The organism is Nonomuraea sp. C10 (assembly GCF_008017515.1).
GTDB classification, from domain to species: Bacteria; Actinomycetota; Actinomycetes; order Streptosporangiales; family Streptosporangiaceae; genus Nonomuraea; species Nonomuraea ferruginea.
This window is the reverse complement of record NZ_VPFF01000001.1, coordinates 2063385-2078233: the sequence shown is the minus strand read 5'-3', so window position 1 is coordinate 2078233 and position 14849 is coordinate 2063385. Positions and strand designations below refer to the sequence as shown.

Annotated in this window: 12 protein-coding genes; 6 read left to right on the top strand and 6 right to left on the bottom strand. The window is 73.8% G+C overall.

Features of this window, described 5'->3' with window-relative positions; genetic code table 11:
• The first annotated feature begins 18 nt into the window (after positions 1–18).
• Both FR742_RS09280 and FR742_RS09275 read left to right on the top strand, forming a co-directional pair.
• Positions 19–870 carry a helix-turn-helix transcriptional regulator gene (locus FR742_RS09280; protein WP_148030572.1) on the top strand — a complete coding sequence of 284 codons (852 nt, stop codon included), beginning with the start codon at positions 19–21 and terminating at the stop codon, positions 868–870.
• Positions 871–939: 69 nt separating this feature from the next.
• Positions 940–1206, top strand: coding sequence for a hypothetical protein (locus tag FR742_RS09275; protein ID WP_148030571.1), 267 nt, complete (start codon positions 940–942; stop codon positions 1204–1206).
• A gap of 2 nt (positions 1207–1208) precedes the next feature.
• Here the strand turns inward: FR742_RS09275 and FR742_RS09270 are convergent, their stop codons facing one another.
• From FR742_RS09270 to FR742_RS09255, 4 genes are read right to left on the bottom strand one after another with little or no spacing between them, the layout of a single operon-like run.
• On the bottom strand, positions 1209–2573 hold the full coding sequence (locus FR742_RS09270; protein ID WP_148030570.1) for a cell wall metabolism sensor histidine kinase WalK: 1365 nt from the start codon (positions 2571–2573) through the stop codon (positions 1209–1211).
• Positions 2570–3268, bottom strand: coding sequence for a response regulator transcription factor (locus tag FR742_RS09265; protein ID WP_148030569.1), 699 nt, complete (start codon positions 3266–3268; stop codon positions 2570–2572). Before FR742_RS09265 ends, FR742_RS09270 begins: the two co-directional genes overlap by 4 nt.
• A 45-nt stretch (positions 3269–3313) precedes the next feature.
• Positions 3314–4819: an NAD(P)/FAD-dependent oxidoreductase gene (locus tag FR742_RS09260; protein ID WP_148030568.1), complete on the bottom strand. Its 1506-nt coding sequence runs from the start codon at positions 4817–4819 to the stop codon at positions 3314–3316.
• A gap of 59 nt (positions 4820–4878) precedes the next feature.
• Positions 4879–5772: a LysR family transcriptional regulator gene (locus tag FR742_RS09255; RefSeq protein ID WP_148030567.1), complete on the bottom strand. Its 894-nt coding sequence runs from the start codon at positions 5770–5772 to the stop codon at positions 4879–4881.
• A 71-nt stretch (positions 5773–5843) separates the two neighbouring features.
• Here FR742_RS09255 and FR742_RS09250 point away from each other — a divergent pair, with 71 nt between their 5' ends.
• From FR742_RS09250 to FR742_RS09235, 4 genes are all read left to right on the top strand, one after another.
• Positions 5844–6908 carry a YeiH family protein gene (locus FR742_RS09250; RefSeq protein WP_187281063.1) on the top strand — a complete coding sequence of 355 codons (1065 nt, stop codon included), beginning with the start codon at positions 5844–5846 and terminating at the stop codon, positions 6906–6908.
• Positions 6909–7067: 159 nt separating this feature from the next.
• Entirely contained in the window at positions 7068–7994 is a 927-nt protein-coding gene (locus FR742_RS09245; protein ID WP_148030565.1) for a pseudouridine-5'-phosphate glycosidase, read from the top strand.
• A complete protein-coding gene (locus FR742_RS09240; RefSeq protein WP_148030564.1) occupies positions 7991–8932 on the top strand; it encodes a carbohydrate kinase family protein in 942 nt (313 codons plus the stop codon). The genes FR742_RS09245 and FR742_RS09240 overlap by 4 nt, the downstream gene beginning before the upstream one ends.
• 72 nt (positions 8933–9004) lie before the next feature.
• A complete protein-coding gene (locus tag FR742_RS09235) occupies positions 9005–11137 on the top strand; it encodes a hypothetical protein (RefSeq protein ID WP_148030563.1) in 2133 nt (710 codons plus the stop codon).
• Between the two features lie 6 nt (positions 11138–11143).
• On the opposite strand, the gene FR742_RS09230 is transcribed toward FR742_RS09235, so the two are convergent.
• Together FR742_RS09230 and FR742_RS09225 are read right to left on the bottom strand one after the other, a co-directional pair.
• Positions 11144–14017 carry a helix-turn-helix transcriptional regulator gene (locus tag FR742_RS09230; protein WP_148030562.1) on the bottom strand — a complete coding sequence of 958 codons (2874 nt, stop codon included), beginning with the start codon at positions 14015–14017 and terminating at the stop codon, positions 11144–11146.
• A gap of 31 nt (positions 14018–14048) precedes the next feature.
• The gene (locus tag FR742_RS09225) at positions 14049–14453 is read right to left on the bottom strand and encodes a GNAT family N-acetyltransferase (protein ID WP_261808438.1); all 405 of its coding nucleotides are present in this window, start codon (positions 14451–14453) and stop codon (positions 14049–14051) included.
• Between the last annotated feature and the right edge of the window lie 396 nt (positions 14454–14849).

Below are 14849 nucleotides of genomic sequence, written 5' to 3'. Positions count from 1 at the left end.
GGTCTAGCCTCTAGCGACGTGAGCTCGTTTCAGCAGGCGCGCATCGACCTCGGCAGCCAGCTCCGCCAGTTGCGCGAGTCGGCGCACCTGTCCGGCAAGGAGCTGGCCGAGCGGCTGCGCTGGCAGCCGTCCAAGGTCTCCCGCCTGGAGAACGCCCGCCAGACGGCGACGGAGGACGACGTGGTGGTGTGGGCCCAGGCGGTGTCCGCCTCTCCGGAGACCACCGACGAGCTCATCACCCAGGCCATCGCGCTGCTGGAGCGGCACGACGGCTGGAAGCAGCGCCACCGCAGCGGCCTGGCCGCCATCCAGGAGGACCTGCGCGACCTGGAGGCGCGCACCAAGCTGTTCCGCGCCTTCGAGCCGGGCATCCTGGTCGGCCTGCTGCAGACGGCCGAGTACGCGCGCCACGTGTTCAGCAAGGTCAAGCGCCTCTACAGCGCGCCCGACCAGATCGACGCGGCGGTGCGGGTGCGCATGCAGCGCCAGGAGATCCTCTACGACCGCTCACGCACGTTCCGCTTCGTGGTGCTGGAGGCCGCCCTGCACACCCGGCTCGCCCCGGCCGACGTCATGCGCGGCCAGCTCGACCGGCTGCTCGCCGTCAGCACGCTGCCCAACGTCGAGTTCGGCGTCGTCCCGTTCACCCGGGAGCTGCCGGCCAATCCGGTGCACGGTTTCTGGATCTTCAACGAGGCCCTGGTCACCGTCGGCACCCTGACGAAGGACCTGCTCTTCCGCGATCCGGACGACGTCGCCTTCTACACCAACGCCTTCGAGGACTTCGCCGAGGCGGCACAATTCGACGAACCTGGCCGTGACATCATCATCAAGGTTCTTGACCAGTATCGAAAACATTCATCACATTAACCGGCGCAATTGCTTGCCCTCCTATCAAGATCGTGCAATTCTTTGCCCGAGACGTTGCGGAGGTGATGCATGATGCTGGATTCCGCGCTCTGCCTCGAGCAATTCGCTTGGCATGCGGGTCGTCACGCTGACCTGTCGGTTCAGCATGTGTCGCTGGCCAGCGACCCCGCCTACGTCTCGGTGCGCAACCGCTTCTCGGCCACGCTCGCCGAGAGCGTCACCTGTTCCGAGGATGGAAGTTTCATCACCTCATGGGGTTACCGTCTCGGCACCGCCGACGACGTGGAGGCCGCCGCCGCCCGCCTCGCCTTCCTCCTGGCCGCGCTGCCCGCCTGAGCTCACGCCCGCGCGCCGGGGGCAGGCGTGCCCGGCAGGGTCATCGTCGCGACCACGCCGCCGTCGGCCGCGTTGCGGAGCCTGATCTCTCCTCCCACCTCCTTGACGGCCTGGTGGACGATGGCCAGGCCCAGCCCGGAGCCCGGCAGCGACCGGGCCGAGGGCGAGCGCCAGAACCGGTCGAACACGTGCGGCAGCTCCTCCTCAGGAATGCCCGGCCCGTGGTCCCGTACGGTCAGCTCGCCGTCCCGGAGGGTCACCTCCACCTCGCTGTCAGGGCTGAACTTGGCGGCGTTGTCGAGGAGGTTGAGCACCGCCCGCTCCAGCGAGGCGGCCCCGCCGACCACGTACCACGGCTCCAGGTCGGCGGCGATCTCGGCTCCGCGCAGCCGCGCCCGCTCCACCGCGGCGGTGACCACCTGCTGGAAGGCGAGCTCGGCGTGCGGCTCGTGGTCGGTGTCGCCGCGGGCCAGCTGCAGCAGGTCGCCGACCAGCGTGGTCAGCTCGGCGAACTGCGCCTTGACGTTGACCAGCAGCCGCTCCTTGGCGCCGGGGTCGAGGCTGCGGCCGGTCTGCTCGCTGCGCAGCAGCAGGTCGATGTTGGTGCGCAGGGTGGTGAGCGGGGTGCGCAGCTCGTGCCCGGCGTCGGCGACGAGCTGCCGCTGCCGGTCGCGTGAGCCGGCCAGCGCGGCCGTCATCGCGTTGAAGGAGGCGCTCAGGCGGGCGATCTCGTCGCCGCCCTCGACCGGGATCCGGGTGTCGAGGTCCTCGGTCTGCGCGATGTGCTCGACGGCCCTGGTCAGGCGGCCGACCGGGCGCAGCGCGGCGCGGGAGACGAGCAGCCCGACCGAGGCGGCGACCAGCACGCCGAGCGCGGCGACGCCGGCCAGCAGGACCGTCACCCTGCGCAGGGTGTCGTTGATCTCCTCCACCGGCCTGCCGACGACGAACGCGGCGTTCTCGTCCACGTTCCTGACGTAGACGCGCAGCGGGGTGCCGTCGTCGGCGCGGCCGTCGTAGAACTCCCACTGGCCGTAGTAGCCGGCCGCGATCCGCCTCTCGTGGGGGGTGACCTTGATCGCGGTGTTGCCCATGACGCAGCGCTCGCCGCCGGGGAAGACGATCTGCATCGGCTCGGTGAACGCCGGGTGCCCGTCGAGCGCGGCCGCCGGCTCGGAGGAGCAGTTGCGCACCGCCCCCTGCATGGCCTTGACCGGCACGGCGATGTCCCGCAGCGACTGGTTGAGCTGCCAGGACAGCTCCCGCCGGACGAAGTACCAGCAGCCCACGGCGGAGACCGCGACGGCTATCGCCACCGCCGCGGCGACCAGGAGCGTCAGCCGCGAGCGAAGACTGCGTCTCCTCATGGCGAGCCTCTGAGCACGTAGCCGACGCCGCGCACGGTCTGGATGACGCGCGGCTCGCCGCCGGCCTCGGTCTTGCGCCGCAGGTACATCACGTACACGTCGAGCGAGTTGGAGGTGGGCTCGAAGTCGAACCCCCACACCTCGGCCAGGATCTGGTCGCGGGTCAGCACCTGGCGCGGGTGCGTCAGGAACAGCTCCATCAGCAGGTACTCGGTCCTGGTCAGGTCGAGCCGCCGCGCGCCCCTGGTGACCTCGCGGGTCACCGGGTCCATCCGCAGGTCGGCGAAGGACAGCGCGTCCTCGGGCGCGTTCGGGCCGCTGAGCGCGCCGCGCCGGAGCAGCGCGCGCACCCGGGCCAGCAGCTCGTCCAGCTCGAACGGCTTGACCAGGTAGTCGTCGGCGCCCGCGTCCAGTCCGGACACGCGGTCGCCGACGGCGTCGCGGGCGGTGAGCATGAGCACGGGGATGTGGTTGCCGCCGGCCCGCAGCCGGCGGCAGGCGGTCAGCCCGTCGAGCCGGGGCATCATGACGTCGAGCAGCACGGCGTCGTACGGGCTGCCGGCCAGCTCGTCCAGGGCCTCCTGCCCGTCGTCGGCGGTGGTGACCTTGTAGCCCTCGAACTCCAGGCTCGACTGCAACGCCTCGCGCAAGGCGGGCTCGTCGTCCACCACCAGCAACCGGGCAGCCTCGTTCATGCGCACCACGCTAGAGGAACATTCTGAGAACCCGATGAAGGCAGGTCAGCGCCCCAGGACCGCCATGGCGGCGTTGTGGCCGGGGATGCCGCTCACCCCGCCGCCGCGCCGGGCGCCGGCCCCGCACAGCAGGATGCGCTCGTGCTCGGTCTCGACGCCCCAGCCGCCTTCCTCCCCGTACGGCCAGCTCAGGTCCCGGTGGAAGATGTGACCGCCCGGCAGGCCGGCCTCGTTCTCCAGGTCGACGGGGGACTTGGCCTCGATGCACGGGGTGCCGTCGGGGGCGCGCAGCAGGCAGTCCTCGATCGGCTCGGCCAGCACCGAGTCGATCGAGGCGAGGGTGGCGCGCAGCGCGCGCTCCCTGGCCCCGTCCGGGTCCTGGCGGAACAGGCGGGCGGGCATGTGCAGGCCGAACAGCGTCATCGTCTCGGCCTTGCCGCGCAGGCCGGGGCCGAGGATGGACGGGTCGGTGAGCGAGTGGCAGTAGACCTCGGCGGGCGGCAGGTCCGGGATGTCGCCGCCGGCCGCCTGGGCGTGGGCGCGGGCGAGCTGGCCGCCGCTCTCGTTGATGTGGAACGTCCCGCTGAAGGCCGCCTTCGGGTCCACGCCGGCGTCCTTGAGCCGGGGCAGCCGGGAGAGCACCATGTTGACCTTGAGCTGCGCCCCCTCCGGCAGGCCCGGCGCGCGGCCGAGCACCCGGTCCAGCACTGTGGGGGGCAGGTTGACCAGCACGTGCCCGCCGGTGACCGTGTGCTCGCCATCGTCCGTACGGAACGTCACCTCGCCGGAGGGCGCGATGCCGACGATCTCGGCGCCGGTCCTGATCTCCGCGCCGGCCGCGCGGGCGGCGGTCTCCAGCGCGCCGGAGACGGCGCCCATGCCGCCCACCGGGACGTTCCACTCGCCGGTGCCGTCGCCGATCACGTGGTAGAGGAAGCAGCGGTTGGCCCGCAGGTCGGTGGCCGGGTCGGCGAACGTGCCGATCAGCGCGTCGGTGAGCACCACGCCGCGCACGACGTCGTCGGCGAACCGCTCGTCCACCGCCTCGCCGATGGGGCGGGCGAACAGGTCGCGCCACGCCTCGGCGCCGACCAGCTTCTCCACCTCCGCCGCCGGCCGCAGCGGCTCCAGCAGCGTCGGCGCCAGCGCCCGCGCGGCCGTCGCGGTCATGCCGTAGAACGCCTCCCAGGCGGCGTGGTCGGCCTCGCCGCCGGTGACGGCCCGGAACGAGGCCCTGGTGCGGTCCGCGTCCTCGCCGTCGACGAGCAGCCCGGTGTCGCCGACGGGCGTGTACGAGGAGTAGCGGCGGCGGCGGAGCTCCAGCTTCAGGCCCAGATCCTTGACGATCTTCGTCGGCAGCAGGCTGACCAGATAGGAGTAGCGCGACAGCCGCACGTCCACGCCCGGGAACGGCCGGGCCGAGATCGCCAGGCCGCCCGTGTGGTCCTGCCGTTCCAGCACCAGCACCCGCCGCCCGGCCCGGGCGAGATAGGCGGCGGCGACCAGCCCGTTGTGCCCGCCTCCGGCGATGACCACGTCGAAAGTCCCCATTCTCCGCACTCTAGGACCTCCGATCCCGGCCCCGCCATCGGACCCGGGCCGCTCTTCCGTCAGGCCGGGCGGGCGGCGATGGAGAGGAGAGTGGCGGCGGAGCCGGTGAGGGGGCGGCCCCTGCGCCAGACGGCCCGCAGGGTGCGTGCCAGGTCCAGCCCGTAGAGCGGCACCTCGACCAGCCGCCCGGTGGTCAGCTCCGCCTCCACCGCGTACACGCTGAGCACCGCGGGGGCCACCCCCGCCTGGGCGGCGCCCTTGACCGCCGCGTTGGACCCCAGCTCCAGCCTCGGCCTGGCCCGGTGCAGCGCGCTGAACACCACGTCCAGCGTCTCCCTGGTGCCCGACCCGCGCTCCCGTACCACCAGCGGGGTGGCGGCCAGCTCGGGACCTCGCAGGAGGGTGCGGCGGCGCGCCCACGGATGGCCGGGCGCGACCACGACCACCAGCCGGTCGCCGCCCACCACCCGCTCGGCCAGCCCGTCAGGCACGGCCGGCCCTTCCACGAACCCGAGCTCCACCTCCCCGGCCAGCACCCGGGCCGCCACGTCGGCGGAGTTCATCACGTCCAGCCCGGCCTCGACGTCGGGCTCCCGGCTCTGCAGCTCGCCCAGCCAGCGCGGCAGCAGGTACTCGGCCACGGTCATGCTCGCCGCGACCCTGAGGTGCCCGGCCCCGCCGCGCCGGACGGCCTCGGCGGCGCGCACGAGCTCCTGGGCGGCGCCGACGACCTGCGCGGCCCAGCCGGCCACGATCTTCCCTTCGCCGGTGAGCGCCGACCCGCGCGGGGTGCGCTCCAGCAGGGGCAGGCCGAGGCGGCGTTCGAGCCGGGCGATGCGCTTGCTGGCCGACGGCTGCGCGATCCCGGCCGCCCTGGCCGCCTGCCCGAGGCTGCCCAGCTCGCCGACGTCGACCAGCAGCTTGAGCGAGACGAGATCGGGCAATTCACTCATAGCCCCAGGCTATGGCCTGCCATCCGGCGAGCGGCTACCGGCGTTCCCCGTCCCGCCGAAGACTGGATGCCGTGCCCCTGCCTGCTCTCCGGTCCCTGCCCGCCCTGCTGCCCGGGGTGCTCGTGTCGGCTGCCGCGCTGGGGGTCGCGCTGGCGGTGAACGCGGCGGTGCCCGCGGTGAGCGCGGCGGTGGTCGCGGTGGTGCTGGGGGCGGCGCTGGCGGGCTTCGGGGGTGCCGGCCGGCGGCTGCTGCCGGGGCTGCGGTTCGTGTCGAGGCCGGTGCTGCGGGCGGCGGTGGTGCTGCTCGGGCTGCAGGTCTCGGTGCCGCAGATCCTGGGGCTGGGCTGGCAGACGGTGGTGGTCGTGGTGGTGGCCACCGGGGTGACGTTCGCGGTGACGCCGGTGGCCGGCCGCAGGCTCGGCGTCCCGCCGGGCGCCTCGCTGCTGGTGGCGACGGGGGTGGCCGTCTGCGGGGCGGCGGCGATCGCGGCCATGCACGACAGCGCGGGCACCGAGGACGACGAGGCGGCCGCCGCCCTGGCGGTGGTGGTCCTGTACGGCACGGGCGCCCTGCTCGCGATCCCCCTCGCCGCCTCCTGGCTCGGTCTCTCCCCCTCGCAGCTCGCCGTCTGGGCGGGCGCGGCGGTTCACGAGGTGGCCCAGGTGGCGGCCATCGGGGCCGCCACGGGCGTCCTGACGACGGCCGTGACGGTCAAGCTCGGCCGGGTCCTCCTCCTGGCTCCCCTGGTCGCCCTCGTCTCGTACACGGGGTCTCACGCCACGCCCGGGAGGCGGCTCCAGGTCGCGCATGCCGGACGGGTGGGCCTGCCCGCGGGTCCACCGGTTCGTCCCGCACGGGCACCGCGCGGGAAGGCGGGGCGGGTGGCCGGGGTGCCGCTGTTCGTGGCCGGGTTCGTCGTCATGGCATGCGTGCGCGGCACGGGGATGGTGCCGGACGGGGCCGTCGCGGTGGCGGGGCAGGCGGCGAATATCCTGTTGGCTGCCGCGATGTTCGGCCTCGGCACCGGGATCGACGTGCGGAGACTGCTGCGCGGGGGGCGGACCGTGCTGCTCGGCGGGATCGCCACCGGGCTCGTCGGCGGGGTGTCGCTCGCGGGTGTGCTGCTGCTCGTGTGATCCCCCGGGCGGACGGCGGCGCGGGGGTGCCGCCGTCCGGGTGAGCACGGGTGGACGCGGACGCGGTCCCCCCGTACGCTGCTCGGTTCGGAACAAATTCCTCGAAACACTCCGTTCCGACAATGCGCCACAAGACCACTCAAGGAGTACGAAACACACATGCGCCGCACCACCGACTCCCTTCTCCAGCCGTCCGACGAGGTCGCCGAGGCTCTCGACTCGGGCGCACCGGTCGTCGCGCTGGAGTCCACGATCATCTCGCACGGCCTGCCCCGGCCCCGCAACCTCGAGGTCGCGCGCGAGCTGGAGGAGATCGTACGGCGCGAGGGTGCGGTCCCCGCCACGATCGCGGTGCTGGACGGAGTGGCCAGGATCGGCCTGGACGAGGCCTCGCTGGAGCGCGTCGCGATGGAGCCGGGGCTGCGCAAGCTGAGCCAGCGCGACCTCCCGCTCGCCGCCGCGCTGAAGGTGAGCGGCGCGACCACGGTGGCGGCGACGTCGTTCCTGGCGGCCCGGGCGGGCATCCGCCTGTTCGCCACCGGCGGCCTGGGCGGCGTGCACCGCGGCTGGACGGACGACCAGGACGAGTCCGCCGACCTGGACACCCTGTCCAGGACCCGCGTCACCGTGGTGTGCGCGGGCGTCAAGTCCATCCTGGACGTGCCCGCCACGCTGCAGCGCCTGGAGACGCGCGGCGTGACCGTGGCCGGCTACCGGACCGACGAGTTCCCCGGCTTCTACCTGCGTTCCTCCGGCCGTCCCGTGGAGTGGCGGATCGAGACGCCCGAGGAGGCGGCCGCGGTCATGCGCGGCCAGGACGCGTTCGGCGGCCAGGAGACGGCGCTGATCGTGGCCAACCCGATCCCGGAGGACCAGCAGCTCGACCCGGCGCTGCACGACCGCGTGCTCGCCGAGGCCCTGGCCACCGCCGAGCGCGAGGGCGTCACCGGCCAGGCGATCACCCCGTTCCTGCTGGGCTACCTGGTGCGCGGCACCGGCGGGGCCTCCCTGGAGGCCAACCTGGCCGCGGTCCGCGGCAACGTCGCGCTCGCGGCCCGTATCGCGCTGGCCTGGTCACGATCGTGAACGGCCAGGGCCTGCTGGTCATCGGCGACGTGGTCACCGACGTGGTGGCCATGCACGGCGCTCCGGTCATGTCGGGCCCCGACATCCCTTCCGACATCGCCGCCGACATCGCGCTGCGCCCCGGCGGCTCCGGCGCGAACACCGCCGCGTGGGCGGCCTTCCTGGGCGCCGACGCGAGCCTGCTGGCCCGCTGCGGATACGACAGCAGCGAGTGGCACATCACCGAGCTGACCAAGACCGGGGTCCGCCCGCACATCCGGATCGACACCGCCAACCCGACCGCCGTGGTCATCTCGATGGTCGACAGCACCGGCGAGCGCTCCATGCTGACGAACCGGGGCGCCGGCGAGCTGATCTCCCCCCTCGACTGGGACGACGCGCTCCTCGACGGCGTGACGCACCTGCACGTCTCCGGTTACACCCTGTTCAGCGAGCCCGGCCTGGCCCTGAGCAGGCTGGCCATGGCGAAGGCGACCGGCGCCGGGGCCTCGATCAGCGTCGACCCGGCCTCGACGGGCCCGCTCGCCGAGTTCGGCGTGACACGGTTCCTCGGCGAGACGGCGCTCGCCGGATTGATCTTTCCCAATCGTGACGAAGCTCTCCTTCTCAGCGGCGCCGCCACGCCCGAGCGGGCGGCCGAGACCCTCAGCGAGCATTACGGGACAGCGGTCGTAAAGCTGGGGCCCCAGGGCGGTCTCGTGGCGGTGGGCGGGCAGGTCGTGGCGAAGGCGGACGCGGTGCCCGCGGAGGCCGTGGACTCCACGGGAGCCGGTGACGCGTTCGCCGCCGGCTACCTCGCCGCCACCCTGTCGGGGGCGGGCGAGAGGGAGGCTCTGGAGTCCGGTTGCCGTGCGGGTGCCGAGTGTGTGGCCCTCGTAGGGGGTCGTCCACGGTACGGTTTGGACATGAAGCGTCTTTACCCTATTCACACCGATTGATAGCTTGCCGCGTAGGCTGCACCATCAGTCACATGCGTATCGCGGCACACTGGGGAGGATAAGGTCCCGCCGATGGACGTCGAGTCATCGATCTGCCTGAGCGACCTGGTCCCTGCCCTGCGCTGGAGTCGGCCGCAACAGGTCGCGGAGGCGCTGTCCGATCCGCGCCTGCCGTCCGCGTGGTGGTCGTCGATGCCGCTGCAGAGGGCCTTCGCCGCGACCGGTCTCGACTGGGTGTGCGAGCGGCTCGCGCTCCTCGCCTCCTCGCGCTGGGATCATCTGCCGCTGGGCGACGTGCTGCCGGCCATGGCGCTGCATCCGATCGATCCGACGCTGCCGGGCTATCCCGAGCCCGCCCGGACGGCGATCGTGGGCCTGGGCGGCTGGCACCGCCTGCGCCGCCTGACGCCGGCCGACCTGAAGGCGCCGGGGTCCACTCCCGAGACGGTGATGGGTACGGTCTTCCGTGAGGTGCTCGGCAGGCTGGCGGCCCGGCCGGAAGCCGTGGCCGGGCATCCCGAGGTCACCAGGCCGGTCCAGCGCGGCGCGTCCGGCACCGGTTCCTTCCCCGCCGCGGGCGAGCGTCCGGCGGCCGCGTTCGAGGGCACCGGCGCCTTCGCCGGCCCGAACGGCGGCCCCGCCAAGGGCGAGCCGCTGCCGCAGCGCGCCGACGAGCGCCGCAACACCGGAGCCTTCCCCGCCCCCGCCGACGAGCGCCGGAACACCGGCTCCTTCCCCAGGGTGGGCGACGACGCGCGGCCGGGCGGCGAACCCCGGCGTCCGGCGGCCTCCTTTCCGGCCGAGGAACAGCGGTCCCCCGGGTCCTTCCCCGGCGACAGCCGGCGCGCTCCCGGCTCGTTCCCCGGCGACCCCCAGCGGTCGCAGAGCTCGTCCCCGGACGAGGGCCGGCGCTCCACCGGATCCTTCCCCGCCGTCGGCCGCGACCAGCGCTCCACGGGCTCCTTTCCCGCCGTCGGCCGGGACCAGCGGTCCACCGGTTCCTTCCCCGCCGTGGGCGGGGGCCAGAGCCCGCTGCCGCAGCGCCCCGCCGCGGCCGACTCCTCCGGCCCGCACACCGGCTCCCTGCCGAGCCTCCCCGGCGGGTCCGCCTCGTACGGCTCCCAGCCCGCCCCTGTGCCGTCCGACACCGACCACGCGATGGTCAGAGTGGTCGACAGCCTGTTCCGCGGCCTGAACAAGCTGGAGCTGGCCGTGGCCGAGCACCGCCTGTTCGCCGAGGACCCGGTCAGCCTGCGCACGCTCGCGCACAAGATGCTCGTCGAGCGCGAGATCCTCTCCCAGGCGCAGCGCACCGCCGAGGAGCGGGTGCTCACCTGGCTGCGCTCGTCGGAGTCGGCCCCGATCACCGGGCACATGTTCCGGCTCACCGAGTGGCTGGGCGCCGCCGCGACCGAGGATCAGCTGATCGGCGCGGACCCCGCCCATCCCGCGACCGTGCCGTCCCTGCGCACCCCGCTGTGGCGGGTGCTGGTCACGCTGATGCCGGACCGCCGCCTCCAGGACGGCTGGCTGGTCGTCGGCGACATCCAGGGACTGCAGGCCCGTACCCGCAGGCTGCTGGCCTCGGCCCAGCCGGACGCGGACATGGTGGAGCTGATGGCGGAGCTGGGCATCCGCGCCCACTCGGCCAAGGCGTGGCTGGACGCGCTGCCGCCCGAGCAGGTCCACGACCCGGTCGCCGCGTCCGATGGCCCGCCGCAGCCGCTGCCGCGCCGCACCCCCGGCGCCAACGGGCACCACCACAGGGGCGGCCAGCCGATCCCCGCCGCCGCGGCCAACTCCATCGACCCGTCGGCCGCGCTCGCGACGCTGTCGGCCCTCTCCAACGGCCGCTCGCCGATGCTCCAGGGCCACCTGGCCGGCACCCCGGCCACTCCCCCGCCGCCGCCTCCGAGCCCGTCGTCGGATCCGCGCCGCTGGCAGCGCATCGAGGTCAAGCCCGAGCACCTGCGCGGCGGCCCGGTGCCGGTGCCGCAGAACTACGCGGCCCAGCTCGGCATGCGCCCCGGCACGCTGCTGTCGGTCACCGGCCCGGGCGACAACGCGATCGTGCTGGTGTGGCAGGGTCAGCAGCCGGTGTTCGACTCTCTCCAGCCGGTGCTGATGCGGCTCAACGCCCGCCCCGGCGACCAGGTGTACGTGACGGTCGACGGCTACCGCCTGGAGGCCCAGCTCACGGGCTGAGGCCGCTCACTCGCCGAACAGGCGCAGCGCGTGGGCCTTGGCGGCGGCCTCGCCCCGGGAGGCGACGCCGAGCTTGGCGAGGATGTTGGACACGTGCACGCTGACCGTCTTGACGGCGATGAACAGCTCGGCGGCGATCTCGCGGTTGCTCCGGCCCCTGGCGACGTGGCGCAGCACCTCCAGCTCGCGGGCGGTCAGGCCGAGCGGCGGCCCGCCGGGCGCGGACTGGTCCGCCAGGGCGATCCCGGCCCGCCTGGCCAGCGCGTCGACCCGCGCCAGCAGCGGCCGCGCGCCGAGCCGCCGCGCCAGCTCGTCCGCCGTGGCCAGCCGCGCCGCCGCGTGCTCGCGGTCGCCGCACGCCAGCGCGGCGTGCGCGGCCCCCTCGCAGACCCTGGCTCGCGCGTACGGGTTACCCAGCGCCTCCCAGGCCGCCACGGCCGCGTCCCAGGCCTTGAGCCGGGCCTCGGGGTCGTCCTCCGTCACGGTCATGGCGGTGACGGTGAGCCGCTGGGCCTGCTGCAGGTCGCCGTCGGCGGGCAGCCGCTCGGCGAGCGCGCGGACCTCGGCGACCACCGGGCCGCCCAGCTCGGCCAGGGACGCCAGCAGCCCCCACGAGTAGCGCGGCTCGGCCCTCAGGTCGTGGGAGCGCAGCAGGCGCAGGCCCGCCTCCCGCGCCTCGTCGACCCGGCCGCGGGCCAGCAGGAGCTCCGCCTCGCGGCGGCCGTGGGGCAGCACGGTCTGCTCGCGGAACGAGCCTCGGGCCACGATGCGCCCGATGGCCGCCAGCAGCTCCGCGGCCTGGTCGAGCCGGCCGCGGGCCAGCGCGATGTCGGTGGCGAAGCCGCGCAGCCCGGTCTGGTGGGGCGGGGGCGGCACCAGCTCCAGGGCGTGCTCGATCACCTCCAGCGCCTCGTCCCAGCGGCCGAGCGACATCAGCGGCTCGGCCAGGTTGATCGACAGGAACGTGCCGGACGTGCGGGCCAGCCCGTAGCGCTCGGCCAGCGCGATGCCGTCGCGGGCGACCTGGGCCGCCTCCTCGTGGCGTCCGGCGCCCTCCAGGCTGTCGGACTCGGAGATGGCCACGCGCATGAGCGCGTTGTAGGCGTCGGCGCGGACCGCCAGCCGGCGTGCCTCGGCGTAGCCGCCGCGGTGCTCGTCGATCTCGGCGAAGCGCAGGCATCTGGTCCAGGTGAGGCTGATCAGGGCCTGTGCCTGGACGGTGTCGTCGCCGGCCCGGCGGCCGATCTCGATGGCCTGCTCGGCGGTGGCGATCCGCTCGGCGCGCCGGTCGGGCCGGTGGAGCATGCGGGCCAGCGACTCCAGCACCTGCCCGCGCAGCCTGCTCGGCGGCTCGGCGGGGACCAGGGCGGCCGCCTCGTACAGGTCGTCGATGTGGCCGGGGCGGCTCAGGTCGTAGCGGATGAGGCCGCGCAGCCGCAGCACGCGGGCGGCCGCCACCGGGTCGGCGGCGCGGTCGATCTCGCCGAGCGCGGCCGAGGCGAGCGCGGCGGCGCGGTCGTACTCGCCCGCGAGGTGGGCCACGACGGCCGTCTGGCGCAGCACGTCGGCGTGGCCGCGGCCGGTGCGCTCCGCCGCGTCGGGCACGTGGTCCCACAGCTCCAGCACCCGCGAGAGCATGCGCAGCTGCTCGTCGTAGGCGGTGGAGCGACGGGCCGCTGCGGCGGCGTGCCAGGCGCTGGTGAGCGCCCAGGTGGTGTCGCGGGCGGCGTGCCAGTGGTGGGCCAGCTCGATAGCGCCGCGCGGCGCGGGCAGGACCGACAGGTCACGCTCCAGCGCCTCGGCGAAGCGGGTGTGGAGCCGGGTGTGCTCGCCGGGCAGCAGGTCGTCGTGAAGCGCCTCGCGGATCAGCGCGTGGCGGAAGGCGTAGCCCTCGCCGTCGACGGCGAGCACGTTGCCCGCCACGGCGGGGCGCAGCCGGGCGGCGAGCGCCGCCTCGTCGAACCCGGTGACGGCGGCCAGCAGGTCGTGCTCGATGCGCTGGCCGCCGGCGCTGGCCATGCGCAGCAGCTCCTGCGTCTCGTCGGGCAGCCGCTCCACGCTCGCGAGCAGCAGGTCGCGCAGTGACTCCGGGAGCACGCCGCCGGAGCCGTCCTCGCTCAGCAGCGCCTCCACGAACAGCGGGTTGCCCTCGCTGCGCGAGTAGACCCGCTCGATGTCGGCGGGCGACGGCTCGCGGGCGAGGATGCCCGCCGCCTGGGCGGCGACCTCGCGGCGGCTGAGCCGGCTCAGCTCCACCCGGGTCACCCACGCGACCCTGGACAGCTCGGCGAGGAGCGGGCGCAGCGGGTGGGCGCGGTGGAGCTCGTCGGAACGGTAGGTGACGACGATCATCAGGCGGCCGGTGCCGCGCTGGTAGCGCACCAGGAAGGAGAGCAGGTCGCGGGTGGAGCGGTCGGCCCAGTGGGCGTCCTCCACGACCAGGATGACCGGCCGGTCCTCGGCCAGCCGCTCCAGCAGGCCGAGCAGCTGCTCGAACAGCCGCGCCCTGGCCTCGGCGCCGTCGCGGTCGGGCTCGCCGAACTCGGGCAGCAGCCGCGCCAGTCCTCGGGTCGTGCCGCCGGGCACCAGCTCCGCGACCCGGTCGCGGCCGAGCGTGCGCACCAGGGAGCGCAGCACGGCGGTGAACGGGGCGAACGGCAGGCCCTCGGTGCCGAGCTCCAGGCAGCCGCCGACGAGCACCAGCGCGTCGCCGGCCCGGTCGGTGAACTCCCCCATGAGCCGGGTCTTGCCCACCCCGGCCTCGCCGCCGACCAGCACGGTGGCCGCGGCGCCGCCGCGCGTCTCACCCAGCACACCCAGGAGCAGGTCGAGCTCGCCGGCACGGCCGACGAACAGGGGGCTCACCTGGTGGATGGTCACGCACCAAGCATGCCATCCCCCTACGACAAGGTCAGCGCAGCACCTTACGGTAGAAAGTGGCAGAAGCCTCGTAACCGAGCGCGTGATAGAACTCCGGCGCGCGCCGGGTCGCCATCGCCACGTAGCGGGCGCCGCGGTCGCGCGCCCACTTCTCGAACTCCACGAGCAGGCCGCGCCCGATGCCCTGCCGGCGCGACCCCGACTGCACCATCGCCTCCTCCACCCAGGCGACGGGCCCGTTGGCGAAGAGCGTCAGATGGACGTAGCCGAGCAGATAGCCGTGGACGCGCCCGTCGACGACGGCGGCGAGCAGCAGGGTGTCTTCGTCCTTCAGCAGCAGCGGCAGCGCGGCGTCGAAGGCCTCGCGCTCGGGCCGGAAGGTGAGACCGAACTCGCGCGCCAGCGCGAACACGTCGTCCGCGTCGGACTTCTCCACCCTCCGGATAAGAAGATCGTCAGCCGTCATGACGTATGACACTAGATCGTGCCCCGTTCCCGAGTCCAACACTCATGAGTCGCGGATCGCCCGGACCCGGCCTGCCGAGGGTGGCGACAGGGTGCGCGGCACAAAAACGACATTCATACCATACACGAAGAAGTGCCGCGACACCTTCGACGGAACGCGGGCGGGCCGGGGTGGCAAGGATTTACCACTCCGGTACGCATAGCCCCTCCGAGGTAGAACATAAGAAAAGCTAGACTCTTTCATATTCCCTCTGCCTCGCCTAAGCTTTCATGAGAAAGGGCCTCCTGTCTGCACAATGCGACGTCGGCCGACAGGAGGCCCCTCCTCCCTCGCTACGGGAGGGATGGGTTGAAACAGACACACAAC